General features: G+C 38.8%; 12 protein-coding genes and 2 pseudogenes. 11 read left to right on the top strand and 3 right to left on the bottom strand.

Going from position 1 to position 23,624, the window contains the following annotated elements; translation table 11 throughout:
• The first annotated feature begins 1 nt into the window (after position 1).
• From dpdA to queC, 3 genes are read left to right on the top strand one after another with little or no spacing between them, the layout of a single operon-like run.
• Complete coding sequence (dpdA, locus tag DS731_RS00500; RefSeq protein WP_119499500.1) at positions 2-1,252, top strand: tRNA-guanine transglycosylase DpdA; 1,251 nt, start codon at positions 2-4, stop codon at positions 1,250-1,252.
• Positions 1,253-1,256: 4 nt separating this feature from the next.
• Positions 1,257-2,351 carry a DGQHR domain-containing protein DpdB gene (gene dbpB, locus DS731_RS00495; protein WP_119499499.1) on the top strand — a complete coding sequence of 365 codons (1,095 nt, stop codon included), beginning with the start codon at positions 1,257-1,259 and terminating at the stop codon, positions 2,349-2,351.
• Between the two features lie 3 nt (positions 2,352-2,354).
• Positions 2,355-3,017, top strand: coding sequence for a 7-cyano-7-deazaguanine synthase QueC (queC, locus tag DS731_RS00490; RefSeq protein WP_119499498.1), 663 nt, complete (start codon positions 2,355-2,357; stop codon positions 3,015-3,017).
• 89 nt (positions 3,018-3,106) lie between these two features.
• Here the strand turns inward: queC and DS731_RS00485 are convergent.
• The 3 genes and pseudogenes from DS731_RS00485 to DS731_RS00475 all read right to left on the bottom strand — a co-directional run.
• Positions 3,107-3,274, bottom strand: a pseudogene (locus DS731_RS00485) (integrase core domain-containing protein); the annotation flags it as partial.
• A gap of 47 nt (positions 3,275-3,321) precedes the next feature.
• Positions 3,322-4,397 (bottom strand): IS3 family transposase gene (locus tag DS731_RS00480; RefSeq protein WP_119499497.1). Its coding sequence is split into 2 segments (ribosomal slippage): positions 3,322-4,148 and positions 4,148-4,397, totalling 1,077 coding nucleotides; the frame shifts between segments, so codons are not numbered across the junction.
• 73 nt (positions 4,398-4,470) lie between these two features.
• Positions 4,471-5,417: pseudogene (locus DS731_RS00475) on the bottom strand (IS3 family transposase); the annotation flags it as partial.
• A gap of 511 nt (positions 5,418-5,928) precedes the next feature.
• Here DS731_RS00475 and dpdE point away from each other — a divergent pair.
• The 8 genes from dpdE to dpdD are packed head-to-tail and all read left to right on the top strand — an operon-like array spanning position 5,929 to position 23,499.
• Positions 5,929-8,979, top strand: a complete 3,051-nt coding sequence (gene dpdE / locus DS731_RS00470; protein WP_119499496.1) for a protein DpdE — start codon at positions 5,929-5,931, stop codon at positions 8,977-8,979.
• Positions 8,980-8,984: 5 nt separating this feature from the next.
• Complete coding sequence (gene dpdF / locus DS731_RS00465) at positions 8,985-11,477, top strand: protein DpdF (protein WP_119499495.1); 2,493 nt, start codon at positions 8,985-8,987, stop codon at positions 11,475-11,477.
• 2 nt (positions 11,478-11,479) lie between these two features.
• Positions 11,480-12,433 (top strand): protein DpdG, encoded by a 954-nt coding sequence (gene dpdG / locus DS731_RS00460; RefSeq protein ID WP_150154199.1) that lies wholly within the window; start codon positions 11,480-11,482, stop codon positions 12,431-12,433.
• Entirely contained in the window at positions 12,433-15,510 is a 3,078-nt protein-coding gene (gene dpdH, locus DS731_RS00455) for a protein DpdH (RefSeq protein ID WP_119499493.1), read from the top strand. The genes dpdG and dpdH overlap by 1 nt, the downstream gene beginning before the upstream one ends.
• A complete protein-coding gene (locus DS731_RS00450) occupies positions 15,507-16,310 on the top strand; it encodes a hypothetical protein (RefSeq protein ID WP_119499492.1) in 804 nt (267 codons plus the stop codon). The genes dpdH and DS731_RS00450 overlap by 4 nt, the downstream gene beginning before the upstream one ends.
• A 13-nt stretch (positions 16,311-16,323) precedes the next feature.
• On the top strand, positions 16,324-20,727 hold the full coding sequence (dpdJ, locus tag DS731_RS00445; RefSeq protein WP_119499491.1) for a protein DpdJ: 4,404 nt from the start codon (positions 16,324-16,326) through the stop codon (positions 20,725-20,727).
• On the top strand, positions 20,724-21,335 hold the full coding sequence (gene dpdK / locus DS731_RS00440) for a phospholipase D-like domain-containing protein DpdK (RefSeq protein ID WP_202980688.1): 612 nt from the start codon (positions 20,724-20,726) through the stop codon (positions 21,333-21,335). Before dpdJ ends, dpdK begins: the two co-directional genes overlap by 4 nt.
• Positions 21,322-23,499, top strand: coding sequence for a protein DpdD (gene dpdD, locus DS731_RS00435; protein ID WP_119499490.1), 2,178 nt, complete (start codon positions 21,322-21,324; stop codon positions 23,497-23,499). The genes dpdK and dpdD overlap by 14 nt, the downstream gene beginning before the upstream one ends.
• The last annotated feature ends 125 nt before the right edge of the window (positions 23,500-23,624 follow it).

Here is a 23,624-nt window from a genome sequence, read left to right as displayed (position 1 = left end):
TATGAAGAAAGTTAAATTCTACTTCCCTGATAGTCATGACTTTGTAGATCCAAGTTTTGACTTTGAAAAGGAAACGAACAACGAGCACCGTGTTATTCAAAGAGATGACAAGTATGCTCATGAAATATTTTCGTCACCTGTTTATGACGGAATACTCGTATCAAAAGCCATTGTTGAGGGTCTTAGCGGCGTAAAAGGAAGATACTCAGTTGCGCAACGGCAGCGCTTTTTCAGGGAAGGCATCTACCGCTTTTTTAGACTACCAAGGTCTTATGAAACCATCGGCGATTGTGGTGCATTCAGTTATGTTAAGGAAGAGGAACCGCCATACAAAGTAGAAGATGTCGCTGAGTTTTATACCAATTCCGGCGTTACTTATGGCATCGCAATGGACCACATCATCTTTGACTATGAGAGCGATAATGTTAAAGCGCCCAAGATCGTTGGTGAGCGTTTAGAAGAGTGCCTGAGAAGAGCAGAGCTTAATTTAGAAAATGCCTCTAAGTTTCTTCATGTATCCAAAAGCGAACCTTTTACTCCTTATGGTGTTGCGCACGGATGGAGCCCTTCGTCATTTGCAGACTCCGTATACAATCTGCAGGCCATGGGCTATACAAGAATCGCTCTGGGGGGAATGATTCCGCTAAAAACAAAGGATATTTTAGAGATTCTCGAATGTGTTAAGGATGTTAGAAATACTAAGACGCAATTCCACCTATTAGGCGTGAATAGACTCGAATATATTGCGGAATTCCATAAATATGGAGTAACTAGCTTTGATTCAACATCGCCTCTTATGCAAGGATTAAAGGATGATAAATTTAATTACCACCTACCCAATCATAAGTACACATCAATAGCTATCCCTCAGGTAGATGCTAACAATACAATGAGAAAGTTGGTGGCCAGTGGGACAGTTAACCAGGACGATGCATTAAAGTTAGAAAAGCTATGCTTAGACCTTGTTATTAAATATGACAAAGGACTAGCTTCAAAGGAATCGGTTCTCCATTCATTGTGCGAATACGAAAAGCTGTATTTAAAAGATGCACACTTAAAAAGCAGACGAGAACTCATGGATAAAGTACTAACCGATAAGCCGTGGAAAAACTGTCCTTGCGAAATATGTCAGGAAATTGGCATACATGTCATTCTAAAGCGTGCAGCTGCTAGAAACCGCCGCCGTGGTTTTCATAACTTATTTAATGCCTATAACACCATACGTAAAGAATTAGAGAAAATTCCGGATTAACACTATGACGATGTTGAAAATTCCAGCCTTAAAGATTAAACAAGGCCCTAAACGTGAACTATATAGTTTCGCAATCAAAGGAAAAGCAATACAAGATATTGCTGCAATTTCGCGAGTAAAACGAGAACAAAATAATTTAGCTGGATATCAAAGGCCAGAAGTATCTTCGCACATCAATGAAATTGCCAGGTACTTAGAATCAGATAACCCGATGATCCCAAATGCAATCGTAATTGCATTCGATGACAGAGTCTCTTTTACCGCATTAACTGAAGATGGCACTTTCGGGGAGTTGAATATTCCGCTTGTTGAAGGTGACAACCCCAAACCTGGCTGGGTTGTAGATGGCCAACAAAGATCCGCGGCGCTGAGAGAAGCTGATTGTGGTGAGTTCCAAATGCCTGTTTCAGCATTTATCACTAATGACTCTCAAGAACAAAGAGAGCAGTTTATTTTAGTAAATTCAACTAAGCCATTGCCGAAGGGGTTGATCTACGAGTTACTACCATTTACTGATACTAAACTCGCACGCCCCTTACAGAAGAAGCGATTCCCTGCGAAGTTATTGGATGAACTCAATTATCAACCTTCATCTCCTATGTATCAGATGATTAAAACTGCTACAAATCCTGACGGAAAAATTAAGGATAATTCAATTTTAAAATTGATTGAAAGTAGTCTTTCTGAAGGAGCACTGTATAGATTTCGTGATCCAGAAACAGGTGAAGGCGATATTGAGTCAATGTTTACTCTCTTGTGTAATTATTGGGGAGCTATCAGTGAAGTATTCCCTGATGCATGGAATGTAAATCCTAAAGATTCACGTTTAATGCACGGTGCGGGCATTTCCGCCATGGGGCATGTAATGGATGCTATATACGACCGTTATCACTCAGAAACTCATGACGAACTCGTATCAAAAGAACAATTTAAACAAGATTTAGAATTACTTAGACCATACTGCAAATGGACAAATGGATACTGGGATTTTGGTGTTGATCACAAAGTTAAATGGAATGAACTGCAAAATATTTCTAAAGATCTACAAACTCTCACTAATCACCTGTTACGCAAATATCGTAATGAAGTGTGGAGATAAAAAATGAGTAAAGTAGTCGTGGTCTATTCAGGCGGTATGGATTCTTTTACCGTTCTTCACAAAGCTCTTAGTGCCGGTCATGAGGTATATGCCTTATCATTTAATTACGGCCAAAAGCACAGCAAGGAACTCATTTGTGCCCAAGAGGTAACGGAAGAACATTCTACTCCGCATAAAATACTAGATATCCAAAGTATAAGTTCCTTGTTCACCAATTCATCGTTGGTTTCTGACCAAATCGACATACCAGAAGGGCACTACGAGGCCGACAATATGAAATCAACCGTAGTACCCAACCGGAATATGATTTTACTGTCTCTGGCTATTGGTTACGCAGTAAACATCGAGGCCTCAGAAGTATGGTATGGAGCGCACTCTGGTGATCATGTGATCTACCCTGACTGCCGACCAGAATTCGTCGAAATCATGGATAAAGCTTCTTCAGTCGCTAACTTTCAACCTGTAAAAGTCGTCGCCCCCTACCTCCAATCTGACAAAGTAGGCATTTTGAAAGATGGTCTGAAGATGGGCCTAGACTATTCAAAAACGTGGACCTGCTATAAAGGGCTTGAAAAAGCCTGCGGTAAATGTGGCTCTTGTGTTGAGAGGTTAGAGGCTTTCGAAGCGAATAAAAAACCTGACCCACTGACTTATCAAACTAAATAAACGAAATGGCTGGATTCGATGAATAAAAGTCAATGTGTATAGTTGAACTGACAATCACCGCCAAGAAAGACAACCTGTCCACTTCCCCATTAATGAGACAGTGCTAAATTAGAGTTTTCCAGTTTTGCTCGGTAAGCTGCCGGAGGCAGGTTACCCAGACTTTCATGTGTTCTTTCTTCGTTATAATCCAGTCGCCAGAACCATGCCATTTCTCTAACCTGATTGAGATTTTCAAACAAGTAAGCATCAAGGAACTTGACCTTTCCCCCGAATTAGCACCAATCTTCCGATGAGATTTTTCATATTATGCTGCCCGTTTTGCATACTCAACAGGCGGCAGGTAATTCAGTGAGCTATGTGGTCGAACGTTATTGTAATGTTCGCGCCATAGATCGATTTCGTATCTTGCTTCATCTAAGGTTCTGAACCAGTGCTGATTCAGGCATTCGTTTCTGAACTTACCGTTCAGGCTCTCAACAAATGCATTCTGTGTCGGTTTACCTGGTTGGATAAATCCAAGCTCAACACCTGTTTCTTTATTCCAGAAGAACATCGCCTTGCTGGTGAATTCTGTACCGTTGTCGCAAATCACCTTTTTAGGCTTTCCCCGTAGCTCTATCAGTTGGCTGAGAAAACGAGCGACCTGTCGTCCGCTAATTGATACCGAGACTAGCTGTCCAACCATTTCTCTAGAGAAATCATCAACCACGTTCAGAACGCGGAAGCGCCTTCCGCTGCTTAGCTGGTCTGATACAAAATCCATAGACCAGCGTTGATTCGGCGCTGAAGGCACCTCTATTGGCTGTCTTGGTCGCGTTAGCTTTTTACGCTTCTTAGTACGTACCTGGAGCGCCTCTTCGGTATAAAGTCGGTATGTATGCTTGCGATTAACAACCAGACCTTCACCTTTCAGTAAGCCATGAAGCATTAAATAGCCGTATCGAGGATATTGAGACGCCAGCTCTTTCAAACGTGAACGAACTGAATCATCAGCTTTACCTTTTTGGCAGTAGCGAAATCCCGTTCTGCTAACACCAGCAAGCTTACAAGCAACCCGTTCACTGAGCTTAAATACATCAATCAAATAGCGGGCTACAGGCTTTCTTGCTGCTGGCGTCACCACTTTTTTGACAGCACATCCTTCATCGCTTCAACTTCAAGAAGTTTGTCAGCCAGCATCTTTTTCAACTTACTGTTCTCGGACTCTAATTCTTTGAGCCGCTTAGCTTCGTTGACTTCCATGCCCGCATATTTGCTTCGCCAGTTATAAAACGTACCCGACGATATGCCCATATCACGGCATATGTCGTCTACCTTGGCCCCAGCTTCATGCTGCTTGATTGCCTTGATAATTTGCTCTTCGCTGTAACGTTTCTTCATGTTGAGATCTCCATTGTCTCCAGTTTATTGGAAATCTCATCAATGTCATGGTGTTATTTTTGGGGGAAAGGTCAAACTCTCTGCGGAATGAACCGTTAAAGCGTTCAACAAAGCCATTTTGCTGTGGCTTACCTGGTTGGATATATATCAGTTCAACATTGTGGTTCTCACACCAGTCTGTCAGCGTTGCCGAAATGAGTTCCGGGCCATTATCCATGCGTAGTTGAGTTGGTAATCCCCGCTCGGCCTTAAGTTGTTCTAACACGCGTACGACACGGCCAGCAGGCAAAGACGTATCGACTTCAATAGCAAGGCACTCCCGCGTGCCTTCATCCACCACATTCAGTGTCCTGAACCGTTTCCCGCAATATAACGTGTCATGCATAAAGTCCAACGCCCATTGATGGTTTGCCTGATCCAGCACTTCTAATGGCTGGGCTATTCGTTTGGGCAGTACCCGTTTAGTTCTGCGCCTCAGGTTCAATCCCATTTGGCAATAAACGCGATAGACACGCTTGTGGTTGAAGGGAAAGCCTTTGAACCGCATTCGGCCAAAACACTTCCAGAAGCCTGCTCGTGGCGACTTCTCCAAGACCGCATTGATAGCATCAATGACAGCAGCATCTACTTTGCGCCAGTCTCTTTCTGGACGATAAAAGGTCGCACGGCCAATACCAACAAACAGACAGGCCTTTACGATACTTAGTCCCGCATCAACTAGGATCCTAACGCACTCTCGTTTCTCTGCTGTCACCAACCCTTTTTTGCGACAAGCTCCTTAATGGCATTGTTTTCTAAGCTGACATCTGCAAACATCTTTTTGAGCTTAGCGTTTTCTTCTTCAAGCTCTTTCAACCGTTTGACGTCAGACGCTTCCATGCCGCCGTATTTGGACTTCCAATTGTAGTAGGTTGCGCTGCTGATACCGTGTTGGCGGCAGACTTCCTCAACCTTCATACCTGCATCAACTTCCTTTAACACCCCAATAATCTGAGATTCTGTATATCGTGATTTTTTCATAGTCGTCTCCTGCATTAATCATTGCAGAAAACTCCAATTAAGTCTGTCTCAGTTTAGGGGAAGTGGACAAACCCTCAAGAGCACAAAGGTACCTGATACATTCGTAAGGAAGTATCATAAAGCGGACACTTAACTCTCTTAACTTTTCCCTTGAGGATTACAGTAACAAAGCACTAAAATTCGTTCAGGGTATTTCTCTAAGCCATTTTCTGATACAAACCAGGAGTTTAGTTTGTTAATGTGTTGTTAAGATGGTGATTTGGCTTGTTTTAGTAGACTGTATCGTGCAGAGCCATTGGTGTACTGGAATTGTGTACATGTTAAGGTAACATTGATAATACAAAGCAATATCGGTCATTGTCCAGGAAACACGACGGTGGAGATTATCCAGAAATGGTGGTTCGAGCCTCGTGCTAACGAATGAAGGAGTTTTAATATTAACTATAGATGGCACTATTGGTAGTAGTTTAAATGACAGTATTAGTAGTATTTTGTCGACAAGGAGGATGTCTTGAAACTGGGTGTAGGCTCATTAGTAGAAAGTAAAAAGCACTTCAAAGGAATTGGTAAAATAATTGAAATTTCTGTTGAACATCAGACAGCTAAAATTGGCTTTTTTACATCCCCCAAAACACCATATGATTCAGTCATTGAATTAAAAGGCTCTGAAATAAATGGCAAAGAGCGACTGTTCGAGAAAACAGTCGTTTATTGCAGGTTCGGCCCACTACAAAGTTGGCGTATGGGTTTCTATGACGGACAACGGCCAAATAATAAACATCTTATTTACTTCAGCAATGCAGAATCAGATACCTTTGACATAGAGGACTTGTTCGTACCGACCCCTCTAAACCGCCACTCTTTTTCAGCGTTGGACTTTATTGCAGCAAGAGCAACGACCTCTGTTAAGCATTACATAAATAGAACTAAATTCATCGATTCTTACATTAAACAAAGAAAAGCTTGTAGATCTATATCTTCTCTTCCAAGCAGCGCTGTTAATTTGGAAGCACACCAACTCTCTGTCGTAATGCAGGTTTTAAGTGACCCGAAACAAAAATATCTTCTTGGTGACGAAGTAGGATTAGGAAAAACAATCGAAGCAGGTTTTTTGATTCGAGAGCATATTCTAGAAAAAAAGAATAACTCTGTAATTATAGTATTTACGCCAGATGCCTTGGTTGACCAATGGAAGTCTGAACTGGTTACAAAGTTTCATCTTGAAGACGTAATGGAAGATGATTTTGGAGACGATGAGCAAAAAATTCTCGTTGTTCCATACACGGACGCTATTTCTATTACGAAACACTTTGAGAGCCCAACAATGGTCGTTGTTGACGAAGGGCATAACCTTGCTAACTTTGCATGGTCTGACGAATCGGATGTTTACAACAAGATTTCAAATTTATGCAATGAGTCGACTACAACGCTGATACTCTCTGGAACGCCCATCTCGGGCAATGCTAAATCCTTTTTGGCTATGCTTCATTGTCTAAGTCCTGAAAATTACCATCTAACTCAGAAGGGAATTGAGGACTTTGATTTTAAGGTAGAGTCAAGGCAACAATTAGCAGGGATTTATGAAGCTTTATCTATCGAAACCGATGACTTTACGCTTGAAGGCGTTGTAGCAGATATTGAGGCGCTAAACCTAGATGATAATCGACTTATTGAATTATTGGACAAACTGAAGCCTGAAATAGATTTTTTTAATGATGAAAAAAACGAAGAGTTAAGAAATTACTTAGTTATTCAAATTAAAAACCATTTTGGTGAAAAATATAGACTCTTTCAGAGATTCATTAGAAATAGGCGTGGAGCCAAAAACAGTAGCATAGAACAACTTTTTCCAGGTTTGGGAAAAGCGGATATTGTCGAATGGGCGGTGAACGATGACATACCCAGTCTCGACGAACAATTAGATGATTTTCGAAGCATAGTCGTTGGGGAAAATTATGTATCCAATCATGAGTTTATTCTTGAACTACTCGATGCATTACTCGACTCACCGAATGAGTTAGCAAAAAAACTCAACATCTTGAAAAAACAAGACGAATTCCGAAAGTATAATGAAATTATTGCTTTTGCTCTAGAAAGTATAAACGACGAACAAACTTCAAAAGATATTTCTGCGAAGAAGTACATCGATGAATGGTTGTTAGAAAACCCCGAGGGAAAGGTTACCGTTTTCTGTGGAGAATCTTCAGTTGCAGATAACTTTTTCCGCTTAATTGAGCAATCAAGGGATGATGTTGAGCGGCACATCCCTCTGAGTTTACCCGAGTTTATTCACAACGATAAAATTCACATTCTTGTTCTTGATAAAAACGGAGAGGACGGGTTAAACCTGCAAGGCTCAAAGCGTTTAGCCATACATTATAGTCTTCCCCGTTCAATCGTGAGAATAGAGCAGCGAATTGGAAGGCTAAATAGGTACTGTGCTACCGACATTGGCATAAAGCCAATAGAAAACATGCTGTTAGTTCCATCATCAGGCGGTTTTATTGCCAATTGGGCCCGTTTATTGGTTGATACGATTGGAGTTTTTACCGAAACAACTGCCAGTATTCAGTTAGTTCTAGAGGAGTTGCTAAAACGAGAAGAGCCTGAACTACTAGAAAGTGGATTTAACCGACTAGAATTTATAAAAGAAACACTCAGTGGTGACGATGGGCTAATTGCCAAAGAAAAGAAGAAAGTAGCCGATCAAGAAGTTTGGCAAGAAATGAAGTATGGAATAGCTGAAATAAAGGCCTTTTCGCACAACCTACAAACTAGTGATGTCGATTCAGAGGAAAGTCATCAACACATTCAAAAATGGATTAAAGAAAGCCTCAAATTCAACGTAAAAAAAACAGAGAATAACTGCTTCGTTTATCAATATAGTCTAGGCAGAACTCGACTTAATGTGGATGAGTTTTTAAAACACTGCATTTTGGGCATGGACTTCGACAGTGGCCAAAGAAACCCATCTACAAAGCCTATGACTCCAGATAGGCAACTCACATCAAGAACGGGCGCGTATCCATTGCGTTTCGGCCAACCATTTTTAGACACTATTTTTAATTTCACGCTTGCAACACCCATAGGCTTATCCAGTGCTGTGATAAGAAAAATAAATGTAAAGCTTGAGGAACCAAAAACTTTTATTAACCTTAATTGGCTTTGTACTCTTGAGTCAGAATCATCCGTTGAGCAAAGAGATTTAGATGAGACATTTCCGCCAGAATTGAAGAGCGAGTGGCTAAACTCTCGTGGAAACATTGAAAACAACGAAGCAATACTAGGATTATTAGAAAAGCCAATAAAATTTAAACAACTCGACTCAAACGATTCTTATCAGGATTTCGAGATTTCGGTTTCTGCTGAGAAGGATGTTTGGGAACTTGTCAATCAATTTATTGATCCAAGCGAATGGAAGGAAATAATTGAAACACAACTGTCGAATAGAGAAACCGAATTAATTGAAGAATTAATTTCAGAAAAACTGACACCAGACCAATTTTCTAAGCTATCGGTCAAATTAGTCTCTGCAATGTCTGTAACGCTGATCGGGGGATAAGTGTTGTGATTACTTCCAACTCCACTAGTTTTACACAGACCCAGTATCAGTCGTTACTAGAAACACTAGAAAAGCTTCAAAGTGACTATCCTGATAATATGTTTTTCCGTCGTTTATTTTCGGCGGTCGAGCAACATAAAGTCTCGAGCATTGAGTTTCTTTACTTGTTGAAAGACTTTTTCCTATCGATCCAACATCAAGTAGAACTGAAATATACGACGTTTAATTTTGTTAGGAAGTTGAATCAATCCGAACTTGAACTTGCACGATTGATAGGTGTCTCTCAGAGGGAAGTTGGAAATCAATTGTACCTTATTGAAAGTGCTGTCCATGAAGCTGACTTAGACATTTACCAATTCAAAAATACTCGCAACACAGTTAAAAAGGATATGGATATATGCCTCCAGCAAAAACTAAAAGCGCATGGATACAAAACTTATAAAACAGAAGGTCAGCAACTTGCCGTGAGAACATGCCTTACGGCTAAAAAGGGGTCGACCCTATTTATAAATCTCCCAACAGGTTGTGGAAAAAGCTTAATTATTCAATCTTCAGTTCTATTTCAAAGAAAGTTTTCAAGCACAATAGTCCTAATGCCAACAGTAGGCCTAGCGATTGAACAAGCTCAAAGAATGAGCGAAATTCTTCAAGGCTCACTAAAAGAAAATTTATCTTGGCACGCAAATTTAAGCGAGAATGAAAGGAGGAAAATTCGAAGTGATTTGTTAGCTGGTAATCAACAAGTGCTGTTTACATCTCCAGAAGCACTTACAACGAGTTTACTTAACACATTATTCATTCTTGCCAAACGAGGACAATTATCTGAAATTGTTATTGATGAAGCGCATTTAATTGACTCTTGGGGAGCTAATTTTAGACCTGAGTTTCAAAAATTTGGAGCACTAGTCTCCACACTCCGAACAGTATCAGCAACTCCATTCAACTTAATTTTCTTATCCGCTACTTTCACTCAAAACAGTATTGAAAAAATTAACAAGATTTATGGTGAACCAAATGTCTTACCTACAGTGGTTAACGGCAACTTTTTGCGTCCAGAGATAAAAACATCATTTGAAAAATTACCTTATAAGGAGCACTTCACAAAACTTCTCGATAAAGCGTTTAAACTTCCAAAACCATTAATCATCTACACAACAAAAAAAGATGACTCAAATAAGATATACAAAGCATTCAAACAACTCGGGCTCACACGAGTAGGTTTGTTTACGGGTGAGACTTCCTACAATCAAAGAATAGACGTAATAGATAAATGGCAGAGAGATGAGTATGACATCATGGTTGCAACTTCTGCGTTCGGCGTAGGAATGGACAAGGATGATATTAAGTCTGTAATACACGCATCTGTACCAGAAAACATTGACAGATTTTATCAAGAAATCGGCCGCGCAGGACGTAACGGAAGTGCGGCGACTGCCTATCTTATCTATCATGAAGCGCAGTTGAGCACTGCTCAGGGTGTAAACAGCGACAAAATAATTAGTATTGAAAAAGGTTTAAGTCGATGGAAGGACATGTGGAGAGATAATAAGGAACCACAAAATTCATATTTTAAAGAGCAAGGTTTTTACGAATTAAACGTTGGATTGTTTGGAAATAATTTAAGAAAAAAAACAGAAACAAACGCGGATTGGAATTGGGGTACTCTTTTGTTTTTGCAACGAAATGGTTTGATTAGAATCTACTATGACATACCGGACACAACGACAATCAATGATGATGGAACTATCACACAAGCAGATTCAGAATTCTGGAAAAGATACCAAGAAAAGGTCATTGTGGAACTCATCGACTCAAATGTCTTACATGATAGTTTTTGGGAAAATGAGCTAAATTCTGCCAGAGATGAAGAACTCAAAATACAGCGTAAAAGATTTGAGGAGCTAAGGCAGGTTATTACCTCACCTGAAATTCCGCTTTGTGAACGTTTGACAACCTACTACTCACTATTCGGTAGTCGTCCCGAGAAAGCATGTCGCGGATGTCTTGGATGTGAAGGCTTTCTGCCAACCCTAGGAACATCCCCTACCCTTCAGAACTTTGAACCAGAAAACTCAGTTATTAAAGAGTTGGACAACCTCCTCTCAATTGACAATGTTTTACCCATCTATTTTGAAAAATCTGAGTCGTACAACGACTTTTTGGAATGGTCAAAACTTGTAAAATCACTTTTGGAAAAAAAGTTAGTCAATAGAATCGTAGGAGATGAAAAGTGTCTTGCTGAGATCCAGGAGCATCTTCCTCCAGGCTTCTCACACTTTTGGATATCTGACTCAAATTCAAATGACCAGAGTCTGTGGCCATCGATTTTATTATATACGGATCATAGCACTATAGATTTACCGAAATTGCAGGAACAAATGACGCTTGTTATTGCAAATAAAAGTGCCAAAAACAGTTCATCAAGCTTCAGGAATTGGTATCAAATAGAGCAATGCTCTATATCCCTTCATAACTTTAAACTACTAGTGGGTATATAACGATGTCTGTTATAAATAATGCACATTCAGGAAGCCATATCGCTTCGTTGATTTTTATAGATCGTCTAGTAAACAGAAGAATAAAGAACGGTAAGGCAGAGTATATTCCTATGGAAGAAATACTGGAAAAGTATCGCCCCGACTATCTATTTAAAGATGATAAAAAAGATGAAAATGGTGAATTCAAGTTTCAGGATAATCCATACAAAAAGTTGAAGGAATCATTGAGTTTTTGGTCTAATTTAGGCTTATGGCAAAAAAAAGACGACAATATTTGTGCAAAAGATATGAATGCCTCTGAACTTAATTTTCCATCGAGATTATGCGAGTGCATTTTTAGCGAAAAAGTCGATGTGATAGACGGAAATGGCATTGAGCCCCTAATTCGTTCAATGGTACTTTTCCTCTCGCTAGGTCGATACACTCTTGTTGGAAACGAGCACTTTAGGTCAACAGATATCGGAAATATAGCTTCAAAATATTTCCCTAGCTTTTCTGAAAATCAAACTCGATTGAGCATAAACAACTCTGAGACTGGGGTGCTATCTGATTATGGAATACTTTTGGGATTATTTGAGAAAGTTGATAAGAACCTTTTCACGGTTGATCCAACGCGCCTTTTTTCTCCATTCATTAAGAAAGTACTATCCTCAGATATTGCGAAAAATGGACTATCGATCGATGATTTTCTGATTGAATTGCGAAGAGAGATACCAGTTGTAGATGGCGGAGAATATAGGGTAATCGTAGAGAATTTAATTTCGAGTAAAAATAGCGATTGGATAAAACCACAAAGTCACCAGCTTTCTGCAAGCCTTTCTATTGCGCTTCATAGACTTACGGTAGGCAGAGTGATTAAGTTGGAGAACAAGTCTGACTCTGAGTTAACTATGCATATGTTGCTGCCCGGCAATACAACTAGGCCAATAAGTCACATAAGCTTAGGAGGGATGTAATGGGACTTGAGAATTATTGGCCAGCAAGAGAAAACGTATTAGCCTGTGTAAAAATTGAAGCTGAAGAGTTATCGGAAGAGACGCTACTTTCAGTACATGAACCCATGCAACTTGTAAAATTTAGTACAAGTACAGATGAAGTAGTCGCCACTGAAAACGATTTATTAAAGCACTTTTTACAAATTGACCGCCCTATCCCGATAGTAGCGGACGCAGGCTTGGGTAAATCACACCTAGTGAGATGGTTACACGCCAAACTGAAAACACAAGAAATAGTAAAAGAACAAAAATGGCAAATTGTCAGAATCCCAAAAAATGCTAGTCTTCGCCAAACTCTACACCTACTCCTCGAGAATTTAGATGGGGAAATATTCGAAAGCGCCAGAAAAAAAATTGATGAAGTTGGAAGTAGTTTAGTCGCAAAAGAAGTAGCTGACCTTTTTGTAACATTCCTTAAACATCGGATCGAAGAAATTAGTGTGGACGCACAAAACACAATGCGCAGCATTGGTAGAGATGGGGACCCAGAGCAACTAAAGAAACTTCGAGAAAAGGCAAGTATTGCTAGGGCACTACCTTCACTTGTAGACGATGTTGAATTTAAAAAATACCTAATCCATCCAGAAAGCTACGTCTATAAAGTCGCAACAAGGTGGATTAAGGGAGTTTCCGAGCGAGAGTTAGAATTAAAAGAATTCGAACTATCCATTATTGAGTTTGAAAAAATAATCAACAGCTTTAGCATTGATGACCTTTCGCTTCCCAGTAGAAACGCCATTAAAGCGCTACAATTGGACTCGGTGGAAGAGAAAAGAAAAAGTGCGCTTCAAGTTATTAATGACGGTATCGTAAAAGCGACTCAAACAACTTTTCAACAATTGTTCCAATTTAACAATGGTAATTTTCAAGATGTTTTTAAAGAGATCAGAAGACACCTTAAGTCTTTAGATAGAACTCTTGTCATTTTAGTTGAAGATCTTGCTGCAGTTTCTGCGATTGAAGATGTTTTGATTGACTGTTTGTTAGAGGAAGCACAAGATGATTTATGCACTCTTAAGTCAGTTCTAGCTGTAACGGGCGGATATACTGGTTATACCAAACGACAAGCCACTATAAGAACAAGAGCAAGATACGAATGGCAAATCCGAGATAACAATGACACTCAAGAAAACATACAGAATCGAATCGTAGATTTCTGTAGTCGATATTTAAATGCGGCACGGCACGGCAGTAAACAATTAAACGAAATAGTACAAAGAAACCAACAGGCAGACAACATTGATGTCTGGTCAACCGAGCTTGATGAGAAACAGGCGAATCAACTTGAGTCATTCGGTAAGTCATCAATCGACATTCCTTTATTCCCATACAACAGAAAATCAATAATCAGGCTAGCTTCTTGGTATTGCCGCAATAGTTCTAATGAAATTGTGTTTAACCCTAGAGATATACTCGAAGATGTTCTATTGAATATTTTAAGAGATCACAGAGAAGACTATATCAAAGGTTTATTTCCACTAAATGTAGAGATAAAGGAGAGAATCCCTTCTTTAATAGAAGGAATTAATCAACTTTCATTAAACTCTCCAGACCAAGCAATAAAATTGTCTATAATTTGGGCTGACGTAAAGACAGTTGAGCAGCTTTCATCTTCAACACCGAAGGAAATTGCGCAAGCTTTCAATTTGGAAGACTTTGCGAAACTTTTGGGGTCTAATATTATTATCGACCCCGCTCCACCTCCAACCGTTCCAAGAGAACCCAAAAATCCTATAAATGTTCCAGATAAAGGATCAAACCTAGAAGATGAGTTACTTCCTTGGTTTAACAAGCAAGCCCAAATATCACAAAAGTATGCAAATGAACTCAGAATCCAACTATATGAAATGATTAGAAAACACTCTCCTAGCGATTGGTATGGATTCAAAAATAGTAAGATATTTACCAAAGTTAATTCGAAGAGCGATGTATTTGATTTTACACTTAAGTCCGGTCAGCGTTATTTAATTAATATCCCTGGGTCATCGACAAATGAAAGAACGAGCAACATTGATTTTTACTCAGAAGAGGATTTTTTTTCTGGTAGCGACACCTCAGCACTGGCGCAAAGAACCGCTTTAGCAATACTTAGATATAGACAGAATAATCCAAACGATGGTCAGAAACAAGGATGGGATTACCCACAAGGCTTTGAAGACTATACATATTATAAAAACTTTGAATTTCAGTGGGTGCCGATTCAAATACAGGAAATTGCAAAGACCATAAGAAAACGCTTTTTAACGGACGCAGTTGCAAAACACTTGGCATTACAAGAGGGACTCGGGTTAAAGGTTAAAACAGATATATTGGATACGTTTTTAATGACGCGCGTTCATATCGAAAACTCACTTGAGAAACCAATAAACGAGAATTTTCAAGAATATAGAAGTGCTGTTTTGGATGAATGGGAAATCAATCAAAGTATGTGGAAAGATCTTCTCAGTATCAGCAATGTTGCAGTAGATCGTGACAACTTCAATATAGCGTTAAAACAAGCAAGAAAAAAAGTCGACAACCAACTACCAGGTAACTTACGTAAACTTCAAAGCGTTGTAATAAAAGAACTCAAACCCGTTTTTTCACAAATAACAGAGAATTTAAGCGAAACTGAAAACGTCGAAGAATTATACCAAATTCTTGATGAAATACTGGAGTCATATAAAACCTCCGAAAAGTTGGGACTGTATCCGCCGAATACTGTTACTTACAGAACGGCCAAGCAATACATCAATGATTTAAAAGAAAATTTAAAATGGAATCAGTTTAAAGAGATTATTAAATTACAAGTCACAAGTAATGAAAAAAAACTGTTAGAGATACTATCGAATATTGATGGTTCGATGATCGACAATATTAGAAAGGTCTTAATTCATTGGTCTGAGTTTAATAAAGCTATAAATCCAATCATGAACCAACGTCTAAACTCCGTAGATGAGAAACATATTGATGAATTAAGTGAGGCAGTAACACAGAGCATCCTTAAAATAGAAAGGTCTTTAGTTAGTCTCGAGCAACACAAAGGAGATACTGAATGAGTAAACTAGGAGAGGAGGTTAGCGAGTTTAAACGAAAGTTAATTCGCATTAACGATAACGAAAGAAACGAGGATATCATTGAGAAAACTGGCATTATCGCTAGAGAGTTATCGAAAATAACTGAATCACTAGAGGACCAAGTCCAATTCTTAAATGCCATCAAGTTTATAAATAAACGGTATGAGAACTCGCGTTCGTATAATGAAATCTTTCAAAATAACCAAGAATATCATGCGTACTTAGGCACTTTGGAGTTTAGGAAAAAGTTCTCGTTAAGATTAGAAACAATCATTTCAAAGTTCAATATTTTTAATAATGATTGGGAAAGACTAGAGTATAAAGTTCAGCAACAAGAATCATATACCGATACACGAGATTCTCTAAAATCAATAGTAGAAACACTGAAGCAAAATAACACTTCACACTGGGAAAATTGGTTAAAAATCCTAGATGCCGATATTAAAATTGAGGACGAATTTCTAGAAAAACAGAGGCATAACCCTAGCCAAAAAGCAAACTACGATGATTTTCACGAGAAACAGTCAAGATATAAAACCAAACTCAAAGAAAGAGATAAGTCGAGTCAGTTAGCACAAGATATTCAACGTTTGGCAACTGAATTAGCAGATATTAAAGCTAACTTTGACCTATCCGACTTTCCCAAAGACGTTGAAAAATTTTTTAAATCCGTTGACAACCGTTTCGAAACCGCAACTCTTGAATATCTAACTCCTGAAGTTCTAGAGTGGATAACGGAGCATAATTATCTGAAAAACTTTAAGGTAGAACGCAAACACTAGCGGTCTAAACAATATGGTTGACGAACAAACTATTCAAAAGTGCTTGGACGCATTAGAAGAGCAAGAATATAAACTTCTTGCATGGGGAGACACTGATGTTCAGCATACTGAAACTGAATTACTAAATCTCTTCGATACTGTATCCCCAAAATATGGCGTCTCACTGTTTAAAACATTGCGGAAACGCGCTCTGATACTACCGATCCCATCTGCATTTGGTCAAACTACGTATCGCAGCAGAATGGCAGAAACGGTAAATCTCAGTAAAAAGCTTCGCCAATGGTTTCATAGTAAAAAAATACAAAACTCAAAAACTCTTGTTTCTGACTTCAGGTTTGTTCGACGCCCAAGGTTTTATCCACAAAGGGAGCATGCTGCTGTTGGAGTCATCCGTAATATTCGAGAAAACAATCAGTTAAACGACACTCAAATAGAAGCATTGTCATCAATCATTGGTGACGACGAAAGCTTTAAACTATCTGGGTTTCAGGTTAGAGCAACAGAACGCATTTTAAATGCACTCAATAATACGACAGTCAATAAATCTTCAGGAACCATTGTATGCTCGGGAACAGGCAGTGGAAAAACCTTATCTTTCTATTTACCGGCAATCTCTTACCTTGCACAAAATCTAATAAGCGATTCATCCTCTAAAGTAAGGATATTAGCTATTTATCCTAGAAAAGAACTCTTGAAAGATCAATTTAAAGAGACTTTCCAACAAGTTCGAAAGCTAGATCGTTTTTTACAACAAAAAGGCTCCCGAAAAATTCGAATTGGTACATTTTTTGGAGATACATTAGACGCTAACTATCTAGACGACGTAATGTCTAAGGGCGGTGCGCCTTTTGACCTTTTATCATGTGATTGCGGAGGCCAATTCGTTTGGCGGAATGAGCGCTTTATCAAAAAGGAAGAGATTCTAGATTGCAAAAGATGCGGCAACAGCATCGATTCAAGCGAATTATCGATATCGCGGCAATCTGTGCCGCCAGATATTTTATTCACAACCACTGAAATGTTGAATCAACACCTCGGTAATTCTAACTACAATCACCTTTTTGGCGATCGCTTTGGTCAATCAATACCTTTGGTATTGTTAGACGAAGTTCATACGTATGAGGGCTCTACAGGAGCACAAACAGCATATTTATTAAGACGTTGGATGCAAAAAACCAACTCGCGCCCCCACTTCGTTGGATTATCCGCAACACTTAGCAACGCATCAAAGTTTTTCGCAAACTTTGTTGGCGTCCATGAGAATCTAGTAGAGAAAATTGAGCCCTTAGCTTCTGAAATGATTGAAGAAGGTGCTGAATACATGCTCGCATTGAGGGGAGATCCGGTTTCACAAACTGCTCTTTTATCAACCTCTATACAAACAGTAATGCTGTTAAGGCGAATGCTAGACAATGAGAGTAATCATGTATCTCATGGTACCTATGGAACAAAATCATTCGTATTTACAGACGATCTAGATGTAAATAATAGGCTGTTTGAAATGGTCGCTGACGCTGAAGGATGGGACCATAAGTTTGGCGCTTTACGTCCATCTCAACCTCCTTTAGCCTTCTTGAGGAGTTCCTCCCACCCAGAATTTGCTCAGCAAAAATCTATACTCCAACAATTGGGTCAAGATTGGTCTTCAGCTGAATACATTGGCCACAGTATGGATGAACATGATCGAGCTATCGTATCAAGAACATCAAGCCAAGACACAGGCGTTGAAGCAAATGCGAACGTTATCATTGCAACCGCTTCACTTGAGGTTGGTTTTAACGACTCAAGTGTTGGTGCAGTAATACAACATAAGGCTCCTAGAGGAATGGCTTCTTATGTGCAGAGAAAAGGTCGAGCAGGCCGTTCTCGAGGCATGAGGCCCTGGATGGTTACAGTTTTATCTGATTATGGTAGAGATAGAGTTGCTTTTCAGCGTTATGAAAGTTTGATCGATCCGGAGATTAAACCGAGTAAATTACCAATTGAAAACAGTCACATTCAAAAAATGCAAGCTTGCCAAGCAATACTTGACTGGTTGAGCAGCAAAATTGGAAAAGGCAACATTTGGTGGAGCCTGAAGAATCCACAAGGAAGACAAAACAACCAATTTTTCATCAAATTAAGAAATGAAGTTCAAAAATTAATAGAAAGTGATAGCGCAGCAGAGGAACTTAAGCATTATCTGTCTTGGGCATTAAAAATATCGCAAGACGCTGTTGAGAGAATTTGTTGGCAAGGACCGAGAGATCTAATGATGGACTTCATACCAAGTTTGCATCAAAAACTTTCAACCAATTGGGCATTGGGTTGCGAGGAATGGAAATCCGTTAGTAACCAGGGTTCCCCCTTGCCAGAGTTTTTTCCTCCTACATTATTCAGCGAATTAGTTTTACCAACATTAGGAATTCGAACTCTAAGAGGCCCTAAAGACAATAGAGTTGAAGAGTGGGAGAGTCTTGGCTTTTTTCAAGGGCTGAAGGAATATGCTCCAGGAAGAATTTCAAAAAGGTATGCTTTAAACCATAAATATGAAAGTGATTGGCTTATCCCAAGTAATTTTGAAATTTCTCCTGATGTCGAAACAGCAATGGATTTCGAAATTGATGAAGCTTTTGGAGGTGATTTTTTTCACTTAAAATCTTTATTAGCTGAAAATGGAACTAAGCTCGAAGTATATAAACCGTCTGAAATTCTTACATCACGCGTAAAAGAGTCATCAATTACTGAAACTTCGAATGCTTTTTTGAGATGGCATTCAGATTTCTCAACATCCGACAATGGTACGACCCATCAAACGCCCAAAAGCTCTGAATGGAATGAAATTCTAAGCGATATTACGTTTTTCAAGCATGACCAAACATCTCAGATCGAGTTAACTCGGTATACAAAAGGTTCCAATTCCGTCATCAACTTTAAATCTGGAGCCAGTTCAAAAGTTAAGTTTTCATGGACTGAAAATGGAAGTGCTGTCGGCATAGGAACCATACTTTATGTTGACGGCATAAAGTGGCGTTTTAGTTTTTCAAAAGAGCAACTTACTACTACTTTACAAGAGAAAGATGTTGTAGATAGCCTCCGAATTGCCTATACAGAATGGAGCTTTAAACAGTCCCCACTGTTCAAAAACGAATTTATTGGTGCTTGGGTTTTTGAGTGTATTTTAAGTGCAATACTTCGTATTGCGAAAGAGAACAATCAAACAGTCAAAACAGTTCTTTCAAACATTGATAGTGATAAAAACTATAAGATAGTTTTGCAAACACCTATCGAGTTGTTTCAACTAAAAAAAATTGATGAGAATGCGGCGGAAGAGCAAGCACTGCAAAAAGAGATACTTACATTTTTAAGTAGGATTGAAAATCTGGTAAAGCTTAAACCTCTTCTTCAATCGCTTTATTGCGAATTGACGGATGATTCGTTTTATTCTTGGGCTTTTGACATTCTTTCATCGACGCTTTCAGGAGGAATATCAAACTTAGTCAACACGCTCCTTCCTGATGTTGCCGAAGTCGATGTAAACGTTGATAGTATCTGGTCCAATGATGAATTAGTTGTATGGCTCACCGAAAATGAAGCTGGTGGTGTTGGAATAATAGATAGACTAGAAGAAATTTTCATAGCTGATCCTTTGAGTGTTCTAAACCACCTGTCTCACTGTTTCGAAATGTGTGAGTACGAGCAAGTTAACTATGACATCCACCAAATCCTCCGACAATTAACTAGTGATGATGAGTTAAAGGCTAAGTTTAAAAAGTTTAGAGAGGCAAAAGACTTCCATACTCGCTTAACGGCGCTTGAAGTTTTAAGAACCGCGATTGCGAAATTGGGTATAACACAAACTCACAGTTTCAATAGTATTCTTCATACTAGGATCCTTAAGGCAGGTAGTACTGAGAAAGACGACGATAAAACGCTAACATGGCTAGATGAGTGGGAAAAACTAGAAAAAAGAATGGCTTTTGAAGTACCTCTTGTTTCCATAGCTTACATACTTGCAAGAGATTCTGATGACCCCATCGAAATAAACAATAACAAAAACAAAATTGTTGGACAGCTCTGGCCTCGAGGCAGTGTTGTGAGAAATTCTTCTTTGCAGTTCTATAACCGATTTGTAGCCGATAAACAGCTTTTCGAGAGAAAAATTGTTTATCAGATGATTTCAAGCAAAACTAAGTACGTAGAATATTCTGAGTCTTGGTTAGAAGAAATTACAACTATTTTGTCATCTTCAAACCAAGGCAAAGCTGAGCTTCGTCTGCCAACATTAATGGTTGCAGAAATCAACCAAATACTCTGTCAAATCAACCTAAAAACAATAGACTATCATGGCCTTCTTTTTCATATGAGAGTATCCAAAATTAAGCGACAAGAAGACTTTTTATCCTTATTTATTGAGATGGCAGAAACCATTCAATGAGCAAATCAATGACACGAGATATTGTTACTAAGACGCCGCTCGGGAAACGTCAACTTAGAGAGGTACTCACCAACATTTTTGCCGGTTTAATAATTGTGCCCGAGGAGATTTGGCTTGTTACGGCCTGGCTTACTGATTTTGATGTTCTAGACAATCGCTCAGGGAACTGGAGCTTTTTAAATCCTGAGTGGGGACCTAAGACTGTCACATTTATTGAACTCTTAGAGTTTGCTGCGCATAAAGGCTGTAAACTTAATGTAGTTGTAAAAAAGGACGAAATTAACAGTAAATCTGTTTACCGGTTAAAAACAAATTTGAGAGAAAATACTGACTTTAAAATTTTGGAAACAGAGGATTTACACAAAAAAGGATTTCTAACTCAAACTTGTTTTTTAAAGGGTTCTATGAACTTTACTTATCGAGGCGCAAACTTAAACGACGAACTCATTTCACTGACATCAGACCAACACGAAATATCAAATATGAAAATAGAATTCAAAAATGACTATATATTTTCATATTCCCCCAAGAGCAGAGAAATTGGTGATGAATCTTCAGTGACAGAGAGACCCGTGGGCGATGAAGAGGATGATTATGAGTTCCTCTAAATATCCTTCGTGGTTAAACGCCTTCTTTAGTAACGAGAATCAAGTTAGTTTTGATAAGCCCAATGCAAATGCATTGCTCAACTCTATATCTCCACTATTCTTAAAAGCCATAGACAGCCTAAATTCAGAAAATCCATTTTTTTTAGCCTCTTATTCAGACAACAGGCTCTATTTTTATGGGTTCGCACACTCAAAAAAACAGTTACTTGAACTAAAAAACAGTCTGTACTTTGCGCTTGGTACATCTCACACCTCAACTCACAAGATAATTACATCACCTGACTTGGGCTTTGAAATAGAATCTTTAAAAAAATTTCGTAATGGGATAATCAAATTCGAATTTTACTTTTCTAAAAGTCCAAACCAAAACCAAACAAACATAAATTATGTGGTCACCACCCTTGCTCAAATGCACAAAAGGTTTGAGCAACGTCCTATTTTGAGCATCAACACCAAAAGGCCTGTGGGTCGAATTTTAAGAGACTTTTTCATTGCACTCGATCAAAAAGATGCCGATTTGATCGATGAATACAAAGAAGAGCTAAAACATGCACAAGGGCTCAGTCATCGTAACTTTGTAGGCATAGAATTGCAGGCGTATGCAGCAAAAGAAGAATGGGGCAAAATTTTTGAGCATCCTTCCTTTCGCGATTATAGTAATGGCATTATTCCGAGCAAAATTTATTTACTAATAATCGAGGGGCTATCTAAAATCTTTAATATAGATTTAGAGAACCTAACTGATGTCGATTTTGGCGACGTACTTACCAAACTTGATCCATATGCTCCTTTGTTATTGAACAAAGCATCAATCCCAATTAACCAGTCTTTTGAATCTCAATGGAAACATTGGGCGATTTTCAACCTGCTTCTAGGTGCGAAAGATGTAAAACAAATACTTCCGAACTTTATTGATGAAGCATGGTTTGATTTAGCATATAAGCAGATACAAGCTTCTCACGTCGAAATGGAAGTGAGAGAAGCATTCTCATCCGAATTAAAGGCGTTGATTAAAAACGATAAAACGTTAGATTCAGCGACTAAACTCCTCGACTATAGCAACAATGCTCCGTCTACGGAGATTCCTGAAATCGTTGACTGGCTTAACGAATTACCTTCAAAGGTAATCAAGCAGGTAAAATCTGTTAGTCCACTTCGACAACGATGGAATCAACTGGAAGATTTCATCTTTGATTCAGAACAAATTCAGGATGACCCTGAAAATAGTCAAACAGAAACAAAAATATCTGCTCAAGCCACTTGGAACGATTGGTTTTGTAGCAACACAGAAATCAGCACTGATGTGCTTTTAGAGAGTGATGAGTCTGGATTTGAGATTTCGCTCATTACTGAGCGTATTAAAGAAAGTAGTGATTCTGAAAAGATTAGAAACATAACACCTACTCTCCTACAATGGATTCAAAATAAAAATAAAAAAACGAACGCTCCATTTTGGTTAGCCCTCATCGAACTTATTTCAATTGACGATCAGACTTCTTCGGGCACGATACTGCTTTTAAAGGAGTTAATTTTCAATTTACTGGATGTACCTCACTCGTCCGATGAATATACTGATGCGTTGTCTGGTATTGAACTGGTTATTGAGACTGAATTAAGCACACGATCTCTCCCCTACATTATTGAATTTCTTGAACGGCTTCACGATTATCCAATTAAGGATAAAAACAAACTGAATTATGAAATCTGGCCAAGAGTAAGAGCGTTTGCGGAACGGAATTGGAACGATCTTGATTTAGCTCACACCTCGGTATTGTTGTGGCTTGAAAGAAAGCTTTCAGTTGACATACTTATTTTAAGTAACCTAGACAAAAAAGAATTTGAAAAAGAGTCTGGTAATAGAGCTTTAGAAGGGCTCAAGGTGGGCATATCGACACTCACAGAAAAAGCGGGACTGCGAGCGGCTGAAATTCTGAAAAGCCAGTTTAAGGATATAGAAGTTATCTTAAACCACGATAAAGTCGCAACTGATAAATTGACTCACCTTGCTAAAACAGCAGACTACTTCATTTTTTGTAATAAAAGCGCTGCACACCAAGCATACTATGCTGTTAAAGGTATTACTAAAGATATTATCTATGTTGAGGGAAAGGGGACTTCGTCTATTGTGAGGGCGTTCCTTATGAGAGTTAGCGGAACTAACTAAACTAAGAACAAGTAAAAAGGAAAAGTATTGTGCCGAAAATAACACTGGAATTGTTAGCCAGTGCTTCTATCGGCTTTTTATACTACTACTTTGACCTACACAAATCACTAATAAGCTCCGAAGAA

It is taken from the genome of Alteromonas sp. RKMC-009, from assembly GCF_003584565.2.
Classification (GTDB): domain Bacteria; phylum Pseudomonadota; class Gammaproteobacteria; order Enterobacterales; family Alteromonadaceae; genus Alteromonas.
This window is presented reverse-complemented; position numbering and strand designations above follow the sequence as displayed.